The following is an 18,840-nucleotide window of genomic DNA, read 5'->3' as shown; positions in this document are numbered from 1 at the left end:
AACACAATGTGGATTATCCCAAGAGTGTGCCAAGCGTAGGCTTGGTCAGCGGCAAATTTGTAGATGAAAACCCGGCCACCGGCACGCCCGGCTCGCTGATCCCTGCGGCCTGGGGGAACTCGGTGACGCAGGAGATTTTGAACGTCATCCAGGGGGCCGGCCTGGTGCCCGATGAGGCGGATGTCACCCAGTTGCACAGGGCCTATTCTGGGCCTCGCCGCGTCGGATTATAAAAAGGCCGTGCGCTGCGCCACGACGGTGTCGATCGGCCTGAGCGGCCTGCAGACTATTGATGACGTCACGCTGGTCGCAGGTGACCGCGTGCTGGTCAAAAATCAGGACACCCCGGCGCAGAACTGGATATATCTGGCTGCGGCGGGCGCCTGGACCCGCGCGCAGGATGCGAACGAAAGCAATGAATGCAGCCCGGGGCACCTGGTGCCGGTGCAGGCCGGTACAAAAAACGCCGGGACGGTGTGGCAGTTGGTCAACACGGTATTTCCGGTGCTGGGCACCACTGCGCTGTCGTTTGAGCGCTTGCTGGGGCGCAGCGGTGTAGCGGCGGGTGATTACACGCGTGTGAAGGTCAACAAGTTCGGTCAGGTGGAGGAGGGGAGTAACCCGACGACGCTCAGCGGCAGTGGCATTCAGGATGCGTACACCAAGGCCGAGGCTGATTTGCGCGATTTGCAGCGTCCTTTGCGGGATTCCATTACTTATGTCGGCCTGGCTAATAACAAACCTGATGCGCCTTACATGCGCCGTGAGTCCGATGGGGCTTTGGTTCCCCTGCAACCGAGCCTGGGTTTTGCGCCGGTGCAACAAGGTGGCGGTACCGGTCAGCTTAACAATCTGGTGAAGATTGGCTGGTCGAATAACGGCCTCAAGGCGATGGTCGATGCTACTGATCTTGGCAATCTCTGGTATGCCAACAACTTCAATCCCGCCAACAAAGCCGATTGGGGCACGACGCTTGCTGCGTACCGTATTGCCGATGCTTACACGAAGGCTGAGGTGTATGCCAAAAGCGAAGTTGATACGCGTATCGCTGACCGTGCATTGGCTGACAGCATTAGTTTCGTAGGATTAGGCAGTGGAGATCTGACGCAGCCCTACATGCGACGGGCTGCTGACTCGATCATCTGCTGGCTTCAGACCAAGTTGGGCTATACACCAGTTCAGCAAGGTACGGGCGTGGGTCAAAACAGCGGCGCCGCCGTAAAGATTGGTTGGTCTTCCAGCGGCCTGAAAGCAACCGTTGATGTCACGGATATGGGCAATCTCTGGTACGCCAACAACTTTGATCCAGGCAGCAAAGCCAATTGGGGCAGTACGCTTGCTGCGTATGGCATTACCAATGCCTACACAAAAGCAGAGAGTGATGCCCGTGACTCTCAGCAGCCCAATGCTGATTCCATAACCATTCTTGGCTTTGCCGGTAATGACGTAAGTCTTCCATACATGCGCAGAGCATCCGACGGCCAGGTTTATTACCTGCAACCACGCCTGGGATACACACCCGTGGAGCAGGGCAGCGGCCCGAACATGTCGGCGAATAAAGTTCGCCTTGGCTATAACGGTGCCGGAAGCCTGCGCCTTCAGGTAGACAGCTCTGACTTCGGCGACCTGACTAATGATCAGAACCTGCCTGCAAAACTTGCCGGGTTGGGGCTGAGTGCTATTGGTTCTTACGCTTTTGCGCGTGTGATCACTTCTCAGGGGCAGGTTAATCAGGGTGGCCTGATAGCGGGCTCGAACCTGCTCTATAGCTCCACAAACAGCGGCGATGGCACAGGTAACAACTCCGGCCTTATCAGTGTGGGCACCTGGCGTGCGCACGGTGCTTTTTCTGGCGGTGAACGCACCCTCTTTCAACGAGTTTCTTAAAGGTAATCACATGAACACAGTATCAAACGCACGTAATCCTCGCTGGGCCGATCAGGCCCATACCTCCATCGTTCTTTGGGTGATCTTCGAGGAAACCAAGGAATTGTATGGTGAGGTACCTTTCGCTGCTTCTGCTGATGACCCGGAGCCACACGGCGTCGATCTTTTCAATCGTGCAATCGCCGGTGAGTTTGGCGAGATTCTTGAGCCGACCGAGCAGATGGTCATGGCATACGTGATGATTCTGCGCGGTGGCTTTTCAGCTGAGGCCACTGCGAAAATCAACGCGCTGGCTAACGAATTGGACACTTTGCAAGATGCGGTCACGTTGGGGTTGGCCACTGAAGCTCAACTGAAATCCCTGCCTGCGCTACAAGCTGAGCTTGCTGTCTATCGACTTTACAGGGTGCAGCTCGCTCAACTCGATGCGCTCTCGGGCTTTCCTATGTCATTCGACTGGCCCGTTCCACCTGCGACGCCATTTGTTTACGTGCAGCCACCGCAAGAGCAGGCAACTCCAAGGGGCGTAAGTGAAGACGAACTGCCCAAGCCATAACGCCCCGCACTGACGGGGCGTTGTTTTATCTGCAATGTGCTTGCAACAGCAACGCGTCGCCGACTTGGGGTGTCAGCAAGCTAATCAGGAGGATCCATGCCTATCAACCAGCAACAACTACTTCAAATCCTCCCCAACGCCGGCCCGCAAGCCGGCGTTTTTGTTTCCGCTTTCAACGCCGCCATGACCCGCTACACCATCAGTACCCGGCTGCGCATCGCTGGTTTCATTGCCCAGGTTGGGCATGAATCCGGGCAGCTTCGTTATGTGCGCGAACTGGGTAACAACAGTTACCTGGCCAGGTACGACACCGGGCAGTTGGCGCTGCGTCTGGGCAACACGCCAGAGGCCGATGGCGACGGTCAGCTTTACCGGGGTCGCGGGCTGATTCAGGTGACGGGGCGGGCCAACTATGAAGCGTGCGGGGAGGCGCTGGGGCTGGATCTGTTGCGCCAGCCGCAACTGCTCGAACAGCCAGACCACGCTGCCATGTCGGCGGCGTGGTTTTGGGACCGGGCGAACCTCAACGTACTGGCAGACAAGGGCGACTTTCTGATGATCACCCGCCGTATCAACGGCGGCACCAATGGTCTCGCTGACAGGCAAGTGCTGTATCAGCGGGCACTGGAGGTGCTGCCATGAAAGCGCTGGACGTGCGCTTCCTGATCCTGGCATTCGTGCTGGGTTCGGGGCTGGGCACATGGACGGCCTGGAAGTGGCAGGCGGCGTGTTACGGCCTGCAACTGTCCGCGCAAGCGCAGGGTTATCAGCGCGAGCGTGAGCAGGCGGCGCTGGCGGTCGTCGACTGGCAGAACGCCGAACAGGCCAAAAGGCGCGCGCTGGAAATCCGCCTGCGTGACAGCGACACAACCCTTCACAAGGAATTGAGCGATGCACAGACCTCTCAAGCTCGCTTGCGCGACCGTCTGGCTACTGCTGATCTGCGCTTGTCAGTCCTCCTCGCCAACCCCGCCGGTGGTGATGGCGTGTCAGCCACCACCGATTCCGCCGGCGTGGTTCATGGAGGCACGCGAGGCGAACTTGACCCTGCGGCTGCTGGGCGAATTGTCGCCATCACCGACTACGGCGATCAGGGATTGATCGCCTTGAAGGCCTGCCAAGCCTATGTGCGCGAGATTGCGCATTGATGTTCCTTTCGGCTCCCCACCCCTCGGCCACTGTGCCCCTTCCTGAATGAGGCGCGGCCCTCTTTCGAGCCTTTGCAGGCTTGCCAAACGGTCTTGCCCGGTACATTCATATTGCACCGGTCGATTCGGTACGCTAATGTCCCGAAACGTACCAACGAGACCCCCTCCGTGACGACAGTCAGCAAGCTTTTGATGCGCGTTATCAAGGCTCACGCCCGTTGGCGTTGGCGCGCCTGACTATTTCCTTGCCGGCCCTGCCGGACCCGTACCCGTATGCCTTCGATTTTTGATGTTTTTGCCGTTGTCACCTCAAGCGTAGTGGCTGAAGAGGGGCGCATGAGCGAAGCAGAATCCGGAAGGCCTGAATCAAGTCAGTAAATCAAAAGGTTGATAGCAAAATGTTGCTGATGATCGATAACTACGATTCCTTTACCTACAACGTCGTGCAGTACCTCGGTGAGCTGGGGGCAGACGTCAAAGTCATTCGTAACGACGAGCTGACCATTGAGCAGATCGAAGTGCTCAACCCGGAGCGCATTGTGGTCTCGCCCGGCCCGTGCACGCCCAACGAGGCCGGTGTCTCGCTTGAAGTGATCAAGCACTTCGCGGGCAAGCTGCCGATTCTGGGTGTCTGCCTTGGGCATCAGTCCATCGGTCAGGCGTTCGGTGGCGAGGTGGTGCGCGCGCGTCAGGTGATGCACGGCAAGACTAGCCCGGTGGTGCACGAAGACGGCGGCGTATTTGCAGGTTTGAACCACCCGTTGGTGGTAACCCGCTACCACTCGCTGGTGGTCAAAAGCGATACCCTGCCCGAGTGCCTGGAAGTGACGGCATGGACGGCACTGGAAGACGGCTCGGTTGATGAGATCATGGGCCTGCGTCACAAGACACTGAACGTTGAAGGGGTGCAGTTTCACCCTGAGTCGATCCTGACCGAGCAAGGTCACGAGTTGTTCGCCAACTTCCTCAAACAAAGCGGCGGCCATCGTCAGGTCTAAGGATTTTTTATGAGCACCCCCATGAATATCAAAAGCGCGCTGAACCGCGTGGTCAACCAGCTGGACCTGTCCACTGACGAGATGCGCGACGTCATGCGCGAGATCATGACCGGCCAATGCAGCGAAGCGCAGATCGGTGCGTTTCTGATGGGCATGCGCATGAAGAGCGAGACCATCGATGAGATCGTCGGTGCGGTTTCTGTCATGCGTGAGCTGGCCGACAAGGTTGAACTGAACACGCTGGATGGCGTTGTCGATATCGTCGGCACTGGCGGTGACGGTGCGAATATTTTCAATGTGTCCACCGCGTCGGCTTTCGTGATTTCAGCGGCGGGCTGCACCGTGGCCAAGCACGGCAACCGCGCGGTATCGGGTAAAAGTGGCAGTGCTGATTTGCTGGAGGCGGCGGGGGTTTATCTGAACCTGACGCCTGTTCAAGTGGCGCGCTGCATTGACAGCGTCGGCATCGGCTTCATGTTCGCCCAGTCGCATCACAGCGCAATGAAACACACGGCCGGCCCTCGCCGCGAATTGGGGCTGCGCACATTGTTCAACATGCTCGGTCCGCTGACCAACCCGGCTGGCGTGCGTCATCAGGTTGTCGGCGTGTTCAATCAGGCGCTGTGCCGCCCGCTGGCCGAAGTGCTGCTGCGTCTGGGCAGCAAGCATGTGCTGGTGGTGCACTCGCAGGACGGGCTGGACGAATTCAGTCTGGCGGCACCGACGTTCGTTGCCGAACTGAAAAATGGCGAAGTGACGGAATACTGGGTACAGCCTGAAGACCTGGGCATCAAGAGCCAGAGCCTGTATGGCCTGGCGGTGGAAAGCCCGGCGCAGTCGCTGGAACTGATTCGCGATGCTCTGGGTCGGCGCAAGACCGAGATCGGGCAGAAGGCTGCGGAAATGATCGTGCTCAATGCCGGTGCTGCGCTTTATGCTGCCGATCACGCGACCAGCCTGAAAGAAGGCGTGGCGCTGGCCCATGACGCACTGCACACCGGCCTTGCGCGGGAAAAACTGGATGAGTTGGGTGCCTTCACAGCGGTATTCAAGCAGGAGAACGAAGCATGAGCGTGCCAACCGTACTGGAAAAGATTCTTGCCCGTAAGGCCGAAGAGATCGCTGCTCGTCGCGCTGTCGTGAGCCTGGCCGAACTTGAACAACAGGCTGCCAACGCTGATGCGCCGCGTGGCTTTGCCAATGCGCTGATCAATCAGGCCAGGCTGAAACAACCCGCAGTCATCGCGGAAATAAAGAAGGCGTCGCCAAGCAAGGGCGTCATCCGGGAAAACTTTTTGCCGGGCGAGATCGCCAGAAGCTATCAGGCTGGGGGCGCTACCTGTCTCTCGGTGCTGACCGATGTCGATTTTTTCCAGGGCTCGGATGCCTACCTGCAAGAAGCGCGCGCGGCGTGCAATTTGCCGGTGATCCGCAAGGATTTCATGATCGACCCTTATCAGGTGGTCGAGGCGCGTGCGCTGGGTGCAGATTGCATCCTGCTGATCGTCTCGGCGCTCGATGACGTGCAGATGGCCGAGCTGGCCGCCGTTGCCAAGGGCGTCGGCCTGGACGTGCTGGTTGAAGTGCACGACGGTGACGAGCTGGAGCGCGCGCTGAAAACCCTCGACACCAAGCTGGTCGGCGTCAACAACCGCAACCTGCATACCTTCGAGGTCAGCCTGGAAACCACGCTGGACCTGCTGCCGCGTATTCCGCGTGATCGTACGGTGATCACCGAAAGCGGCATTTTCAACCGGGCCGACGTCGAGCTGATGGAAATCAACGATGTCTACTCGTTCCTGGTAGGCGAAGCGTTCATGCGTGCCGAACATCCCGGCGCAGAGCTGCAGCGGTTGTTCTTCCCGGAGCGCAAGCCGGCAGTGGGCGGCCCGGCTGTCGACTGACTGTAGCGTACCAAGCATCACTCTGAGGTCCGGCATGCACGACTCGATCATCGACATCTGTATCGAACAAGGCTTGCAGGCCGAGCAGGATCTGTTGGCGTCGGTCTGCTCCGGTGCTGCCGAGCATGGGTTGCTGCTCTGGCGGCCCACTGACCGTGCGCTGGTCATGCCGCGACGCATGAGCCGTCTGCCGGGTTTTGCCGAAGCCAGCGAAACCCTGGCCGACAATGGATGGCCCGTTCTGCTGCGTGAGACGGGTGGTGAGCCCGTGCCGCAATCCTGCGCGACGGTGAATATCGCGTTGATCTACGCCCAGCCGCCTGCGGACACTGACAGAGATCGGATCGAAACCGCCTACCTGCGGCTGTGTCAGCCGATTCTGGACCTGCTCATCGAACTGGGTGGCGACGCGTCATTGGGGGAGGTGGCAGGCGCGTTCTGTGACGGGCGTTTCAACGTCAATCTCGACGGTCGCAAGATGGTCGGAACAGCCCAGCGCTGGCGCCAGAGTCAGGGCGGCACGCGTCCTGTGGTGTTGGCTCATGGAGCGTTGTTGCTGGATGACGAGCGTGTGCAGATGGTGGCGGCGGTCAATCGTTTCAATGAACTCTGCGAGCTTGAACAGCGGGTGCGTGCCGACAGCCATATTGCCCTGCATGAGGCATTTCCGGAGGCAAAGGCGCTGGAGCGTCTGGCGCAAGCCTACCGGCGTCTGCTCGCCGACCTCTGAATAGCACGCACTCAGCGCGTCCCGTAGACCACCATCGTTTTGCCTTTGACGTTGACCAGGCTTTGTTCTTCCAGCGCCTTGAGCACGCGGCCGACCATTTCTCTCGAACAACCCACAATGCGCCCGATCTCCTGGCGGGTGATCTTGATCTGCATGCCGTCCGGGTGGGTCATGGCGTCCGGCTGTTTGCACAGGTCCAGCAAGGTGCGGGCGACGCGTCCGGTGACATCGAGAAACGCCAGGTCGCCTACCTTACGCGTGGTATTGCGCAGGCGCTCGGCCATCTGACTGCCGATTGCGTAAAGGATTTCCGGGTCTTTTCGGGTCAGCTCGCGGAAGGTCTCGTAGGGGATCTCGGCCACCTCGCACTCGGTCTTGGCCCGCACCCATGCGCTGCGCACGGACTCATGCCCCGGCTGCTCGAACAGGCCCAGTTCGCCGAAGAAGTCGCCGTTGTTGAGGTAGGCGACAATCATCTCTCGCCGTTCGTCGTCCTCGATCAGCACCGTGACGGTGCCTTTGAGGATGAAAAACAACGACTCGGAGCGATCTCCCGCACTGATGATGTTGGTTTTCGCGGGGCAGCGACGCCGCTCTGCATGGGGCAGCAGCTTGTCCAGACCGTTTGCTTTGGGTGTAAAGCTTATTGCGACCATGCGCGACTTCCGAAATAAAGACTATGGCCAAATGGCATACTTGTAGGTATCGGCTGCGCCTGCATTCTCGCCAGCTTTTCGAAGCTGTGCGGGTGCTATTTGCGAATGTTCCTACACGTTTCCTACAAAAAGCATTGTTTTTCCAGCCCCAGACACGTTTTGGCGCTGTGCTAAGCTGGCAGCCCCCTTTTTTACAGTGGAGTCTTGGCGATGAAGGCACGCATCCAATGGGCTGGCGAAGCCATGTTCCTCGGCGAATCCGGCAGCGGTCATGTCGTGGTAATGGACGGTCCGCCTGAAAGCGGCGGTCGTAATCTGGGTGTCCGGCCGATGGAAATGGTGCTGATCGGCCTGGGCGGCTGCAGCAACTATGACGTGGTCAGTATTCTCAAGAAGTCGCGTCAGCCGATTGAAAGCTGCGAAGCTTTTCTTGAAGCCGAGCGCGCAGATGAAGACCCGAAGGTGTTCACAAAGATTCATCTGCACTTTGTCGTCAAGGGCCGTGGCCTGAAAGAAGCACAGGTCAAACGTGCCATCGAGCTGTCTGCCGAGAAGTACTGCTCGGCCTCGATCATGCTCGGTAATGCCGGTGTCGAGATCACTCACGATTATGAAATTATCGAGCTGGGCTGAGCGTCAGACATCCAACGATCATAAAAACGGCGCACACTCTGGCAGACGGCTTCGGACGTCTGCATAATGCGCCACTTTTTCAGGGCGCAGCATGTACTGGTTTTCTGCTGCCGGCCCGAACAGACAACCAAAATCGCCAACGCGAAGAGGTGTTAACCGTCCTACGCAGATGAGCCGGGCTCAGCTGACGGGCATGCTTGATCACGCGGCTGGCGCCGCACACATATAGAGAGTTTTTAACGGTGAAAAGCAAACTCAAGCTCCACGGGTTCAATAACCTGACAAAGACCTTGAGCTTCAACATTTATGACATCTGCTATGCGGAAACCCCGCAGGACCAGCAGGCGTACGTCGAGTACATCAACAGTGTGTACGACGCAGAACGCCTGACGCGGATTCTGACTGATGTTGTCGATATCATTGGTGCCAACATCCTGAACATTGCGCGTCAGGATTACGATCCACAAGGTGCCAGTGTGACCATTCTGATCTCCGAGCAGCCGGTGACGCCTACCGAAAGCCAGATCGAAGAGTCGCCAGGTCCATTGCCGGAAACCATCCTGGCCCACCTGGACAAGAGCCACATCACGGTGCATACCTATCCGGAAATTCACCCGGTAGACGGTATTGCAACGTTCCGCGTAGACATCGACGTGTCGACCTGTGGCGTTATTTCACCGCTCAAGGCGCTGAATTACCTGATTCACAAGTTCGAGTCGGACATCGTGACCGTCGATTATCGCGTGCGCGGCTTTACCCGTGACGTGGAAGGCAAAAAGCACTTCATCGATCACGAGATCAACTCGATCCAGAATTACCTCTCCGAAGACACGCGCAACAGTTACCAGATGACCGACGTGAACGTGTACCAGGAAAACCTGTTCCATACCAAGATGCTGCTCAAGCAATTCGAACTGGATAACTACCTGTTTGGCGACGCTACCAGCAACCTGTCTGCCGAACAGCGTGAGCAAGTGACCGCCAAGGTCAAACACGAAATGCTGGAAATCTTCTACGGTCGTAACGTAGCGGTTTAAATCCGGATTTCGGGCATTAAAAAGGCGCCTCTTGCAGGCGCCTTTTTTGTTCTTGCGGCGTCAGATGCGATAAGTGGACTTGGTCATGACTTTGGCCAGCACGCCCATACCGAATTTGACCGGAGCCGGGAAGCGGAAACCGCCTGCTTCCAGCGCGGACTCGGCGTGGTGTTCTTCGTCGCTGAGCATCTGCTCCAGAATCGCCCGGGACTTTCCGTCCTCGATCGGCAATTGCTCCAGGTGTTCACCCAGGTGCTTGCAGACCTGATCCTCTGTCGCGGCGACAAACCCCAGGCTGACCCGGTCGCTGATCACCCCGGCCACCGCCCCGATCCCGAAAGACAGGCCGTAGAACAGCGGGTTCAGCACGCTGGTGTGGCTGCCGAGCTGATGAATGCGTTGCTCGCACCAGACCAGGTGATCGATTTCTTCTTCGGCTGCATGCTCCATTGCCTTGCGCACCTTGGGCAGCTTGGCCGTGAGCGCCTGCCCTTGGTACAGCGCCTGGGCACAGACTTCGCCGGTGTGGTTGATGCGCATCAGGCCGGCAACGTGGCGTGTGTCGACGTCACGCATCTTGTGATCGGGCTGGACGACGGCAGGGGACGGGCGGCGTGAATGAGCGCTCGATGGCAGCAATGTGCGCATTGCGCTGTCGGCTTGCAGTAACAGACGGTCGATAGGGGAATATTGACGTTCGGTAGCCATGGGCACCTCCGGAAGATCATGTGGGCAGTTTACCCGAATCGGCCGGAGGCGGCAGGGCTTGTGTCGGCCGGTCGGCGAGCATCAAAGTCGCTGACCGGCTGTAAAGCCCGCAAATCCGGGATCAGCCCGGCGGCCAGTTCATCTGGCGCTGACCCAGTACGTGCATGTGAATGTGATAAACGGTCTGCCCGCCCAGCTCGTTGCAGTTCATGACCACACGGAAGCCTTCTTCGCAGCCCAGTTCGATAGCCAAGCGCTGCGCAGTGAACAGGATATGCCCGGCCAGGCCTTTGTCTTCTTCGGTCAGGTCATTGAGGGTCCGAATGGGCTTTTTCGGGATGACCAGAAAATGCACGGGTGCCTGTGGGGCGATGTCGTGAAAGGCCAGTACCTGATCATCTTCATAGATGATCTTCGCCGGGATTTCCCGATTGATGATCTTGGTAAACAAAGTTTCCACAGCCGTTTGCTCCTTGTCGGTTGATGGGCGTCGCGGGTGTCGCTGCGCAGCATTGGGGTCGAGTGTACTGAGCGAAGTGCTGCTCGCCCAGCCGTTCGTCCTTCAGCGCGGGCAGTATTTCTTGTTGATGTAGCCGCTGATCTGGCGGGCCAGCCAACGTGAAACCAGACGCGGGCTCAACGTCCACAACCTGTTACTGAAGCCTGGGACGATCACTGCGCGGTTTTTTTCAAGTGCGCGAACGGTGTACAGCGCCACTTCTTCGGCACTCATCAGGTTGTCGACGTTCACCTGCAACTGCGCGGTGCGGAAAAAAGCGCTTTTGGTCGGGCCTGGGCACAATACCGACACCTTGACTCCGGCTTTCTTCACTTCCTCGCGCAGCCCCTCGGAAAAGTGCAGCACGTATGCCTTACTGGCGTAGTAAGTGCTCATCCACGGCCCGGGCTGAAACGCAGCCACCGACGCGATATTGAGAATCTGCCCGCCACCCTGAATTGCCATCAGGTTACCGACCGTGTGGCAAAGACGCGTGAGCGCGAGGATGTTCAGGTCGATCAAGTCCTGCTCGGCACTCCAGTCCTGCGCCAGAAACGGTCCGCAGGTGCCGATGCCCGCTGCGTTGACCAGCAGGTCGATCTGATGCGCGCCGTCTTCCAGTTCCAGCAGGAAGCCCGAAAGACGAAGCGGCTCACCGAGGTCGCAGGCGCGAAACAGCACTTCTACGCCGAAGCGCTGCGTCAGCTCCAGGGCAATCGTTTCCAACAGATCGCGTTGGCGGGCGACGAGGATCAAGCTGTGACCGCGACGTGCCAGCGCCTCGGCCATGGCCAGACCTATGCCGCTGGAAGCGCCGGTGATCAGGGCGTAACGGGTCATGCAGTTCTCCATCGTACGTATTGCGCCCGGCGGTCTGCCGAACCGTGAGCGTTCTATTGCTTGTCGTTCTGGTCTTGGGGTTCTTCAATGACATCCGCCGGCGCGTTCAAGGCACTGTCAGGGTCCTGTTCATCGTCGTAAGGCAGCGATTGCTCGTACTCGTCGGTTTGCAGTGCGAGTTCTGCCTCGGCCAGTTTGCCAATGCTGTAGTAGATGCTGGCCACCGAGATAACCGGGATCATGGCAATCCAGATGATGCCCAGCACCTTGACGCCCCGCGTGTTGGGCGGCGGTGGCGGGCCGTACTGGTTGGCGCCTCGGGTGCCAGGCAGCAGCATGATCAGGAAGGGGAACAAACTGCCTACGAACGGCACCAGATTCAAAAGCAGTAGCCAGCCGGACCAGCCCAGGTCATGCAGCCTCTGCACGCCTATCATTACGCCGATGGTCACAAATACCACCACCAGGACCGCGATCAGCAAACCACCGGCGACCAGCGACCAGTTCAGCGCTATCAGCGCCAGTGCTATCAGTGCCACCAGCGTGACGCACTGAACCATGCTCCATGCCAGAAAGCGCAGGCGTCCTATGCGACCATTGGTGGTGAAGACCTTGAGCGTCGAGTGCCCGTAATGCTCACTGTCAACCTGAGCCTTGGGGGGCGCATACGGAGAGGCATCCTGGGGCGCCTGCCTGGCGGGAGTCCAGGGCGAGGCCTGGTTGCCGACTTCATTGAGGTTGAAGCTGATTGCCTGATCGGGCTCGATACGGGCTTCAACACCTGCCTCTTTAAGGGCTTCTATATAGCGCTCGGCTTCTGCATGGACCAGACCGCGCTTCAACGCAATGGGCTCGCCGTTGAACAGTTTCTGAACGGCCGCCGTTTCACTCTTGAACAGCCCGGCCAGATTGGCCTTTGCGGTCTCCGGCTCTACACCGTCACGCACCTGCCCTTCAAACATGATCTTGAAGAGGGTATCGGTCATACAGGGCTTCCTTGTCTTGAATTGAAAGCAGTGCCGGACGTCTCTGCATGGGCGAGACGCCCTGTTACATCACCGATCAGGCGCAAACGGCCTTCGGGTCAGAAGGGTTTGACGATGACCAGAATCACGATGGCGATCAGAATCAGCACCGGAATTTCATTGAACCAGCGATAGAACACGTGGCTGCGACCGTTTTCGCCACGGGCGAAGCGTTTGACTTGTGCGCCGCAGACATGGTGATAGCCGATCAGCAGGAACACCAGCGTCAGCTTCGCGTGCATCCAGCCCTGGCTGAAATACCCGCTGGCATCGAAGCTGATCAGCCAGCCGCCGAAGACCAGCGTCGCGATCATTGCCGGGGTCATGATGCCACGGTACAGCTTGCGCTCCATCACCATGAAGCGCTCGCGGCTGACGCTGTCCTCGCTCATCGAGTGGTAGACGAACAGTCTCGGCAGATAGAACAGGGCTGCAAACCAGCAGACCATCGAAATGACGTGCAGCGCTTTGATCCATAAATAGAGCATTTTTGGTTATTCCCAGGTTCACGGTGGCCGAATAGTAGTGTCTTGTAAGGCCATACGTCACGTTGTCGGTTGTCGCAGAGGCGATAGGCTCCTATTATCGACCGCTTTCCAGTTGTTTCGTTGAGGGCAGGTTATGGTCAAGGTCGGTATCGTCGGCGGCACGGGTTACACCGGGGTCGAGCTGCTGCGTCTGTTGGCACAGCATCCGCAGGCAGAAGTCGTGGTTATCACCTCGCGCTCGGAGGCCGGTCTTCCAGTCGCCGACATGTACCCGAACCTGCGAGGTCATTACGACGGCCTGGCATTCAGCGTGCCTGACGTGAAAACCCTGGGTGCCTGTGACGTGGTGTTCTTCGCTACGCCGCATGGTGTTGCTCATGCTCTGGCGGGTGAGCTGCTCGCAGCCGGCACCAAAGTGATTGACCTGTCTGCCGACTTTCGTCTGCAGGACCCGGTCGAGTGGGCCAAGTGGTACGGCCAGCCGCATGGGGCGCCGGAATTGCTGCAGGATGCGGTTTACGGGTTGCCGGAAGTCAATCGCGAGCAGATCAAGAACGCGCGGCTCATTGCTGTGCCTGGCTGCTACCCAACGGCTACCCAGCTGGGTTTCCTGCCGTTGCTTGAAGCAGGCATTGCCGATAACACTCGCCTGATTGCCGACTGCAAATCCGGCGTCAGCGGTGCCGGGCGTGGTCTGAGCATTGGTTCTCTGTATTCGGAGGCCAACGAAAGCTTCAAGGCCTATGCCGTAAAAGGCCATCGTCATCTGCCTGAAATCACCCAGGGCCTGCGTCGCGCTGCGGGTGGTGATATCGGTCTGACGTTTGTTCCGCATCTGGTGCCGATGATTCGTGGCATTCATTCCACGCTCTACGCGACGGTCACCGATCGCTCTGTAGACCTGCAGGCGCTGTTCGAGAAGCGCTATGCCGATGAGCCGTTTGTGGACGTGATGCCAGCGGGCAGCCATCCCGAAACCCGCAGTGTGCGTGGTGCCAATGTGTGCCGCATCGCGGTGCATCGCCCGCAGGGTGGCGATCTGGTTGTCGTGCTGTCGGTTATCGACAATCTGGTTAAAGGTGCGTCCGGTCAGGCAGTGCAGAACATGAACATCCTGTTCGGTCTTGATGAGCGCGCCGGGTTGTCTCATGCGGGGATGATGCCTTAGAGAGGCAGCTTTGAGCTTTGAGCGGCAAGCTTCAAGTTGCAAGGCAGAAGCGGGCATGGCCCATGCGCTTGTAGCTTGTAGCTGCTCCCGATCAAATAGTTGACCGATTTTCTAGGAGAAGCGGATAATGCCGTCATTACGCATTACGACGGCTAACGCCGGGAGATATCTGACATGAGTGTCGAATCCTTCACGCCTACCGCTTTGGAGTTCACTCCAAATGCAGCGCACAAGGTGAAAACCCTGGTCGACGAAGAGGGTAACGATCGCCTCAAGCTGCGTGTTTTTGTAACAGGCGGTGGTTGTTCCGGTTTCCAGTATGGCTTCACGTTTGATGAAGACGTGGCAGACGATGACACTATCGTCGAGCGCGAAGGCGTCAGTCTGGTGGTTGATCCGATGAGCTTCCAGTATCTGGCGGGCGCAGAGGTGGACTATCAGGAAGGCCTGGAGGGTTCGCGCTTCGTGATCAAGAACCCCAATGCCTCCACGACTTGTGGTTGCGGTTCTTCGTTCTCGATCTGATTGAGTGCGGCTTCAAACAAAGCCGCTGCTAATAAAAACGCCGCTCATTCGAGCGGCGTTTTTGTTAGCTGCATAAGGATCAGGCGGGGTAAATAGCGCCCAGAACCCTGCGGCCTTTGGCGCCGGTTACCGTTGGACGGTTCGCCGGCACGCCTTCAAGGCAGCAATGAGCCAGCCAGGCAAACGCCATTGCTTCAACCCAGTCAGGGTCCACGCCGAATTTCTCGGTGCTGTTGACCTCGGTGTCTGGCAACAGCTCAGCCAAGCGCTTCATCAGCGCCTTGTTATGTGCGCCGCCGCCACAGACCAGAAGCTCCTTGGTGACCGCCTGGGCTGTTTGCAGCGATTCGGTGATAGTCAGCGCCGTCAGTTCCAGCAGGGTGGCCTGCACATCTTCCGGAGCCAGCGTTGGCAACTGGAAGAGGTGGTGGTGCACCCAGCCCAGGTTGAACACTTCCCGGCCGGTACTCTTCGGGCCCTTGGTCAGGAAAAACGGATCGCTGAGCAGTTTTTTGAGCAGCTCGGGATCAACCTTGCCGCTCGCTGCCCATGCGCCGTCCTTGTCATAGCTTTCGTGACGCTGCGATTGTATCCAGGCATCCAGCAGCACATTGCCGGGCCCGCAATCGAAGCCCTCAACCGGGCGATCGGATTCGATCAGGCTCAGGTTGCTGAAGCCACCAATGTTCAATACGGCGCGGTGGTCTTTATTGTCGTCGAACAGCGCCTCATGGAAGGCGGGCACCAGAGGTGCGCCTTGTCCGCCTGCTGCGATATCGCGGCGGCGGAAGTCGCTGACTACGGTAATTTCGGTCAACTCTGCCAGCAATGCAGGGTTGCCGATCTGAATACTGTATCCGCGCGCAGGCTCGTGGCGGATGGTCTGGCCGTGGCTGCCGATGGCGCGGATATCGGCGACAACCTTGTTTTGCTCTTTCAGCAAGGTCTGTACGCCCTGCGCAACCAGTTTGCACCACTTCTGTTCGGCAATTGCCGCACGAGCAAACTCGTCCGCGCCGCTGGAGCAAAGCCCAAGCAACTCGGCATGCAGGTCTTCCGGCATGGGAATGTAGTGAGTGGCCACAAGCCTTGAACGGTCATCCTGCTTCAAAAGGGCGATATCAATCCCGTCGAGACTGCTGCCAGACATCACACCTATATAGAAGAAGTCCATGGATTACCTTTTATTCGAGGCCAGCGTGGTGGCCTTTTCCTGATCCATGCGCGCCATCAACGGCTGGCTTTGCTGCATGAACCGCTGTTTTTCGGATTTGGCGATCGGATCCGCCATCGGAAGCTTCTGGCCCAGCGGGTCTACGTGAACACCATTGACCTGAAACTCATAGTGCAAATGCGGGCCAGTCGACAGGCCTGTCGTTCCAATATAGCCGATTACCTGACCTTGCTTGACGGTTCCACCGGTTTGTACACCTTTGGCGAAACCCTGCATGTGTCCATACAGCGTACGGTAGGTATCTCCGTGCTGAATGATGACCGTGTTGCCGTAGCCGCCGCGACGGCCAGCCAGCAGAACCTTGCCATCGCCGGTTGCCTTGATCGGCGTACCGCGTGGCGCCGCATAATCGACGCCTTTGTGCGCGCGAATCTTGTTGAGGATCGGGTGTTTGCGACCCATCGAGAACATCGAGCTGATGCGGGCGAAGTCTACCGGTGTACGGATAAACGCCTTGCGCATGCTGTTGCCGTCGGCGGTGTAGTAATTGGTAGTGCCCTGTTTGCTGGTGTAACGCACTGCCGTGTAGGTCTTGCCGCGGTTGGTGAAGCGGGCGGAAAGAATATTGCCTGTGCCGACGTTTTTGCCGTTGACCACTTTCTGCTCATACACCACATCGAATTCGTCGCCCTTGCGGATGTCCTGAGCGAAGTCGATGTCGTAGCCGAAGATATTCGCCATGTCCATCGTCATGGTGTGCGTCAGGCCAGCACGTTGTGCGGACTGCGAAAGCGAGCTGTTGATCACGCCATGTACGTAGGCGTTGCGCACGTTGGGCTTGCTGATTTCGCGATTGAACACGAAGCCGGAAGCCGATTTCGACAGGCTGATGGTCTCGAGTTCGCTGAGTTTGGTGTGCAGCTGTTTGAGCTGGCCATCCGGCGACAACTCGAACTGCAGGGTCTGCCCGTTCTGCAGCTTGCTGAACTGTTTGGCTTGCTTGTCGCTGGCCAGTACCTCATGAACCGTGGAGGCGGGCAGGCCGACCTTTTCAAACAACGTCGAAAGCGTGTCACCCTTGCTGACAGTGACTTCCCGGTGATTGGGGTCCTTGGCAGCGGCCGGAGCCGGTTTTTCTGCCTCGGGCTGCGCGGCGGCGGTGTCCTGAGCCTGATCGTCAGCGTTATCGATCTGGGCAAATGGCGATTCTGTGGTTTCAGGTGTGGCTTGAGTGTCTTTCGCAGCGTCTTGGTCTTGTACGTCCTGATCCGGCATCTCCAGATCAAGGGCGAGGTTCGTTCGTTTGGCTTCGACTTCGCTTGAAGGGAAAACCAGGAGAGCCAGGCTCAACAACGCGGCGATGCCGCTTGCAGCGAGCAGGTGACTCTTCGGATAAAGCGGGGGCGCTTTAGGCGGTGTGTCTTTCATAGGTAATTTGACTTTGAAAAAGGTGAAATGGAAAAGATGAATGACATGATGAAGATGAAATAACTGTATAAAATATAACCAAAACCTGCTCGAAGCAACCCTTCCTGCGGATCAGTTGCTGATTCGCGGGTGAACGCTGGGCAAAACTTGTAATTGGGCTCTGATCTTGTAAGGTTGGTTCCCTTTGAATTGGGGGCTGAAATGAAGTCGGTTGAAGAACAGCTGGCGCTGATCAAGCGCGGTGCAGATGAACTCCTGGTCGAAGCTGAACTGGTCGAAAAGCTCAAGCGCGGCCAGCCGCTGCGTATCAAGGCTGGTTTCGACCCGACAGCGCCCGATCTGCACCTGGGTCACACGGTCCTTATAAACAAGCTGCGCCAGTTTCAGGATCTGGGGCATCAGGTCATCTTCCTGATCGGTGACTTCACCGGCATGATCGGCGACCCGAGCGGCAAAAGCGCCACGCGTCCGCCGCTCACCCGTGAGCAGGTTCTCGACTACGCCGAAACCTACAAGTCTCAGGTTTTCAAAATTCTCGATCCGGCCAAAACCGAGGTGGCGTTCAACTCGACGTGGATGGACAAACTCAGCCCTGCCGATTTCATTCGCCTGTCCTCGCAGTACACGGTTGCGCGAATGCTTGAGCGCGATGATTTCGACAAGCGCTATAAAAGCAACCAGTCCATTGCCATCCATGAGTTCCTTTACCCGTTGGTGCAGGGCTATGACTCCGTGGCCTTGAAGGCTGACGTCGAACTGGGCGGCACCGATCAGAAATTCAATCTGCTGATGGGACGTGAGCTTCAGCGCGCCTATGGGCAGGAGCCGCAATGCATCCTGACCATGCCATTGCTGGAGGGTCTGGATGGCGCCAAGAAGATGTCCAAGTCGCTCGGCAACTATGTCGGCATTCAGGAAGCGCCGGGCATCATGTACAGCAAGCTGGTGTCGATCCCGGATTCGCTGATGTGGCGCTACTTCGAGCTGCTGAGCTTCCGCTCGATGGAAGAGATCAGCGGGTTGAGGGCTGACTGCGAAGCGGGTGCCAATCCGCGTGATATCAAGATCAAGCTGGCTGAGGAGCTGGTTGCGCGCTTCCATGGTGAAGAGGCTGCAGCCACAGCGCATCGTTCTGCGGGCAACCGTATGAAGGAAGGCGAGCTGCCGGACGATCTGCCGGAGATATCCGTGGCTGTTATTGAGGATATGCCGATCTCGGCCGTCCTTAATAAAGCAGGCCTGGTAAAGAACGCTGCTGTTGCGCGTGACCTGCTGGCATCCGGCGGTGTACGCATAGATGGTGAAGTCGTGGACCGCAGCTTTATAGTCAAGCTGGGAGCGACGCATGTTTGCCAGGCTGGCAAGAAGGCTTTCGGGCGCATTACTCTGGTTTCTGACGAAAGTTCAAAATAACGATTGACGCCCTCTGTGATGTG

20 protein-coding genes and 1 pseudogene are annotated in these 18,840 nt (G+C 58.1%); 13 read left to right on the top strand and 8 right to left on the bottom strand.

The genetic code is table 11. From position 1 onward, the window contains the following. Positions 1–8: 8 nt before the first annotated feature. The 8 genes and pseudogenes from DW49_RS0110400 to DW49_RS0110365 all read left to right on the top strand — a co-directional run bounded on the left by DW49_RS0110400 (position 9) and on the right by DW49_RS0110365 (position 7,223). A pseudogene (locus DW49_RS0110400) lies at positions 9–1,887 on the top strand (phage tail protein). Positions 1,888–1,897: 10 nt separating this feature from the next. Beyond that, the gene (locus DW49_RS0110395; protein WP_005614171.1) at positions 1,898–2,443 is read left to right on the top strand and encodes a tail fiber assembly protein; all 546 of its coding nucleotides are present in this window, start codon (positions 1,898–1,900) and stop codon (positions 2,441–2,443) included. Between the two features lie 96 nt (positions 2,444–2,539). Then, positions 2,540–3,085: a glycoside hydrolase family 19 protein gene (locus DW49_RS0110390; RefSeq protein ID WP_024420468.1), complete on the top strand. Its 546-nt coding sequence runs from the start codon at positions 2,540–2,542 to the stop codon at positions 3,083–3,085. Continuing rightward, complete coding sequence (locus DW49_RS0110385; protein ID WP_005614173.1) at positions 3,082–3,591, top strand: lysis system spanin subunit; 510 nt, start codon at positions 3,082–3,084, stop codon at positions 3,589–3,591. The genes DW49_RS0110390 and DW49_RS0110385 overlap by 4 nt, the downstream gene beginning before the upstream one ends. A 398-nt stretch (positions 3,592–3,989) precedes the next feature. Beyond that, on the top strand, positions 3,990–4,589 hold the full coding sequence (locus DW49_RS0110380) for an aminodeoxychorismate/anthranilate synthase component II (RefSeq protein ID WP_005614174.1): 600 nt from the start codon (positions 3,990–3,992) through the stop codon (positions 4,587–4,589). 21 nt (positions 4,590–4,610) lie between these two features. Then, entirely contained in the window at positions 4,611–5,660 is a 1,050-nt protein-coding gene (gene trpD, locus DW49_RS0110375) for an anthranilate phosphoribosyltransferase (protein WP_003377436.1), read from the top strand. Continuing rightward, a complete protein-coding gene (gene trpC, locus DW49_RS0110370; RefSeq protein WP_005614176.1) occupies positions 5,657–6,493 on the top strand; it encodes an indole-3-glycerol phosphate synthase TrpC in 837 nt (278 codons plus the stop codon). Before trpD ends, trpC begins: the two co-directional genes overlap by 4 nt. Positions 6,494–6,527: 34 nt before the next feature. Beyond that, positions 6,528–7,223 (top strand): lipoate--protein ligase family protein, encoded by a 696-nt coding sequence (locus tag DW49_RS0110365; RefSeq protein WP_005614178.1) that lies wholly within the window; start codon positions 6,528–6,530, stop codon positions 7,221–7,223. Between the two features lie 11 nt (positions 7,224–7,234). On the opposite strand, the gene crp is transcribed toward DW49_RS0110365, so the two are convergent. Continuing rightward, positions 7,235–7,879 (bottom strand): cAMP-activated global transcriptional regulator CRP, encoded by a 645-nt coding sequence (crp, locus tag DW49_RS0110360; protein ID WP_005614181.1) that lies wholly within the window; start codon positions 7,877–7,879, stop codon positions 7,235–7,237. Between the two features lie 210 nt (positions 7,880–8,089). Here crp and DW49_RS0110355 point away from each other — a divergent pair, with 210 nt between their 5' ends. Next, a complete protein-coding gene (locus tag DW49_RS0110355) occupies positions 8,090–8,512 on the top strand; it encodes an OsmC family protein (RefSeq protein WP_003377443.1) in 423 nt (140 codons plus the stop codon). 242 nt (positions 8,513–8,754) lie between these two features. Next, positions 8,755–9,549 carry an adenosylmethionine decarboxylase gene (speD, locus tag DW49_RS0110350; protein WP_024420471.1) on the top strand — a complete coding sequence of 265 codons (795 nt, stop codon included), beginning with the start codon at positions 8,755–8,757 and terminating at the stop codon, positions 9,547–9,549. A gap of 60 nt (positions 9,550–9,609) precedes the next feature. On the opposite strand, the gene coq7 is transcribed toward speD, so the two are convergent. The 5 genes from coq7 to hemJ all read right to left on the bottom strand — a co-directional run bounded on the left by coq7 (position 9,610) and on the right by hemJ (position 13,109). Continuing rightward, complete coding sequence (coq7, locus tag DW49_RS0110345; RefSeq protein ID WP_005614187.1) at positions 9,610–10,257, bottom strand: 2-polyprenyl-3-methyl-6-methoxy-1,4-benzoquinone monooxygenase; 648 nt, start codon at positions 10,255–10,257, stop codon at positions 9,610–9,612. Positions 10,258–10,378: 121 nt separating this feature from the next. Further along, positions 10,379–10,717: a histidine triad nucleotide-binding protein gene (locus DW49_RS0110340; protein WP_003377449.1), complete on the bottom strand. Its 339-nt coding sequence runs from the start codon at positions 10,715–10,717 to the stop codon at positions 10,379–10,381. Positions 10,718–10,819: 102 nt separating this feature from the next. Next, a complete protein-coding gene (locus DW49_RS0110335) occupies positions 10,820–11,596 on the bottom strand; it encodes an SDR family NAD(P)-dependent oxidoreductase (protein ID WP_005614190.1) in 777 nt (258 codons plus the stop codon). 53 nt (positions 11,597–11,649) lie between these two features. Continuing rightward, a complete protein-coding gene (locus tag DW49_RS0110330) occupies positions 11,650–12,582 on the bottom strand; it encodes a DUF805 domain-containing protein (RefSeq protein ID WP_005614191.1) in 933 nt (310 codons plus the stop codon). A 98-nt stretch (positions 12,583–12,680) separates the two neighbouring features. Beyond that, positions 12,681–13,109, bottom strand: a complete 429-nt coding sequence (hemJ, locus tag DW49_RS0110325; RefSeq protein WP_003377457.1) for a protoporphyrinogen oxidase HemJ — start codon at positions 13,107–13,109, stop codon at positions 12,681–12,683. A gap of 133 nt (positions 13,110–13,242) precedes the next feature. Between hemJ and argC the strand changes: the two genes are divergently transcribed. After that, positions 13,243–14,277: an N-acetyl-gamma-glutamyl-phosphate reductase gene (gene argC / locus DW49_RS0110320; RefSeq protein ID WP_003377459.1), complete on the top strand. Its 1,035-nt coding sequence runs from the start codon at positions 13,243–13,245 to the stop codon at positions 14,275–14,277. A gap of 174 nt (positions 14,278–14,451) precedes the next feature. Next, positions 14,452–14,802 carry an iron-sulfur cluster insertion protein ErpA gene (gene erpA, locus DW49_RS0110315; protein WP_002551953.1) on the top strand — a complete coding sequence of 117 codons (351 nt, stop codon included), beginning with the start codon at positions 14,452–14,454 and terminating at the stop codon, positions 14,800–14,802. A 79-nt stretch (positions 14,803–14,881) separates the two neighbouring features. Here the strand turns inward: erpA and DW49_RS0110310 are convergent, their stop codons facing one another. Together DW49_RS0110310 and DW49_RS0110305 are read right to left on the bottom strand one after the other, a co-directional pair. Beyond that, on the bottom strand, positions 14,882–15,976 hold the full coding sequence (locus DW49_RS0110310; protein WP_005614195.1) for an anhydro-N-acetylmuramic acid kinase: 1,095 nt from the start codon (positions 15,974–15,976) through the stop codon (positions 14,882–14,884). A gap of 3 nt (positions 15,977–15,979) precedes the next feature. Further along, the gene (locus tag DW49_RS0110305) at positions 15,980–17,404 is read right to left on the bottom strand and encodes a peptidoglycan DD-metalloendopeptidase family protein (RefSeq protein WP_005614196.1); all 1,425 of its coding nucleotides are present in this window, start codon (positions 17,402–17,404) and stop codon (positions 15,980–15,982) included. Positions 17,405–17,605: 201 nt separating this feature from the next. Between DW49_RS0110305 and tyrS the strand changes: the two genes are divergently transcribed. Beyond that, positions 17,606–18,817 (top strand): tyrosine--tRNA ligase, encoded by a 1,212-nt coding sequence (gene tyrS / locus DW49_RS0110300; RefSeq protein ID WP_005614197.1) that lies wholly within the window; start codon positions 17,606–17,608, stop codon positions 18,815–18,817. The last annotated feature ends 23 nt before the right edge of the window (positions 18,818–18,840 follow it).

It is taken from the genome of Pseudomonas avellanae BPIC 631 (assembly GCF_000444135.1).
GTDB classification, from domain to species: Bacteria; Pseudomonadota; Gammaproteobacteria; order Pseudomonadales; family Pseudomonadaceae; genus Aquipseudomonas; species Aquipseudomonas avellanae.
The sequence above is the reverse complement of the archived record's forward strand: the minus strand, read 5'-3'. Positions and strand labels throughout refer to the sequence as shown.

Coding starts and splice junctions, on each gene's coding strand:
- DW49_RS0110390 (WP_024420468.1), top strand. CDS start 2,540: ATGCCTATCAACCAGCAACAACTACTTCAAATCCTCCCCAACGCCGGC.
- DW49_RS0110335 (WP_005614190.1), bottom strand. CDS start 11,596: ATGACCCGTTACGCCCTGATCACCGGCGCTTCCAGCGGCATAGGTCTG.
- DW49_RS0110385 (WP_005614173.1), top strand. CDS start 3,082: ATGAAAGCGCTGGACGTGCGCTTCCTGATCCTGGCATTCGTGCTGGGT.
- crp (WP_005614181.1), bottom strand. CDS start 7,879: ATGGTCGCAATAAGCTTTACACCCAAAGCAAACGGTCTGGACAAGCTG.
- DW49_RS0110305 (WP_005614196.1), bottom strand. CDS start 17,404: ATGAAAGACACACCGCCTAAAGCGCCCCCGCTTTATCCGAAGAGTCAC.
- DW49_RS0110395 (WP_005614171.1), top strand. CDS start 1,898: ATGAACACAGTATCAAACGCACGTAATCCTCGCTGGGCCGATCAGGCC.
- DW49_RS0110310 (WP_005614195.1), bottom strand. CDS start 15,976: ATGGACTTCTTCTATATAGGTGTGATGTCTGGCAGCAGTCTCGACGGG.
- trpD (WP_003377436.1), top strand. CDS start 4,611: ATGAATATCAAAAGCGCGCTGAACCGCGTGGTCAACCAGCTGGACCTG.
- hemJ (WP_003377457.1), bottom strand. CDS start 13,109: ATGCTCTATTTATGGATCAAAGCGCTGCACGTCATTTCGATGGTCTGC.
- DW49_RS0110355 (WP_003377443.1), top strand. CDS start 8,090: ATGAAGGCACGCATCCAATGGGCTGGCGAAGCCATGTTCCTCGGCGAA.
- DW49_RS0110330 (WP_005614191.1), bottom strand. CDS start 12,582: ATGACCGATACCCTCTTCAAGATCATGTTTGAAGGGCAGGTGCGTGAC.
- coq7 (WP_005614187.1), bottom strand. CDS start 10,257: ATGGCTACCGAACGTCAATATTCCCCTATCGACCGTCTGTTACTGCAA.
- trpC (WP_005614176.1), top strand. CDS start 5,657: ATGAGCGTGCCAACCGTACTGGAAAAGATTCTTGCCCGTAAGGCCGAA.
- DW49_RS0110380 (WP_005614174.1), top strand. CDS start 3,990: ATGTTGCTGATGATCGATAACTACGATTCCTTTACCTACAACGTCGTG.
- argC (WP_003377459.1), top strand. CDS start 13,243: ATGGTCAAGGTCGGTATCGTCGGCGGCACGGGTTACACCGGGGTCGAG.
- tyrS (WP_005614197.1), top strand. CDS start 17,606: ATGAAGTCGGTTGAAGAACAGCTGGCGCTGATCAAGCGCGGTGCAGAT.
- DW49_RS0110365 (WP_005614178.1), top strand. CDS start 6,528: ATGCACGACTCGATCATCGACATCTGTATCGAACAAGGCTTGCAGGCC.
- erpA (WP_002551953.1), top strand. CDS start 14,452: ATGAGTGTCGAATCCTTCACGCCTACCGCTTTGGAGTTCACTCCAAAT.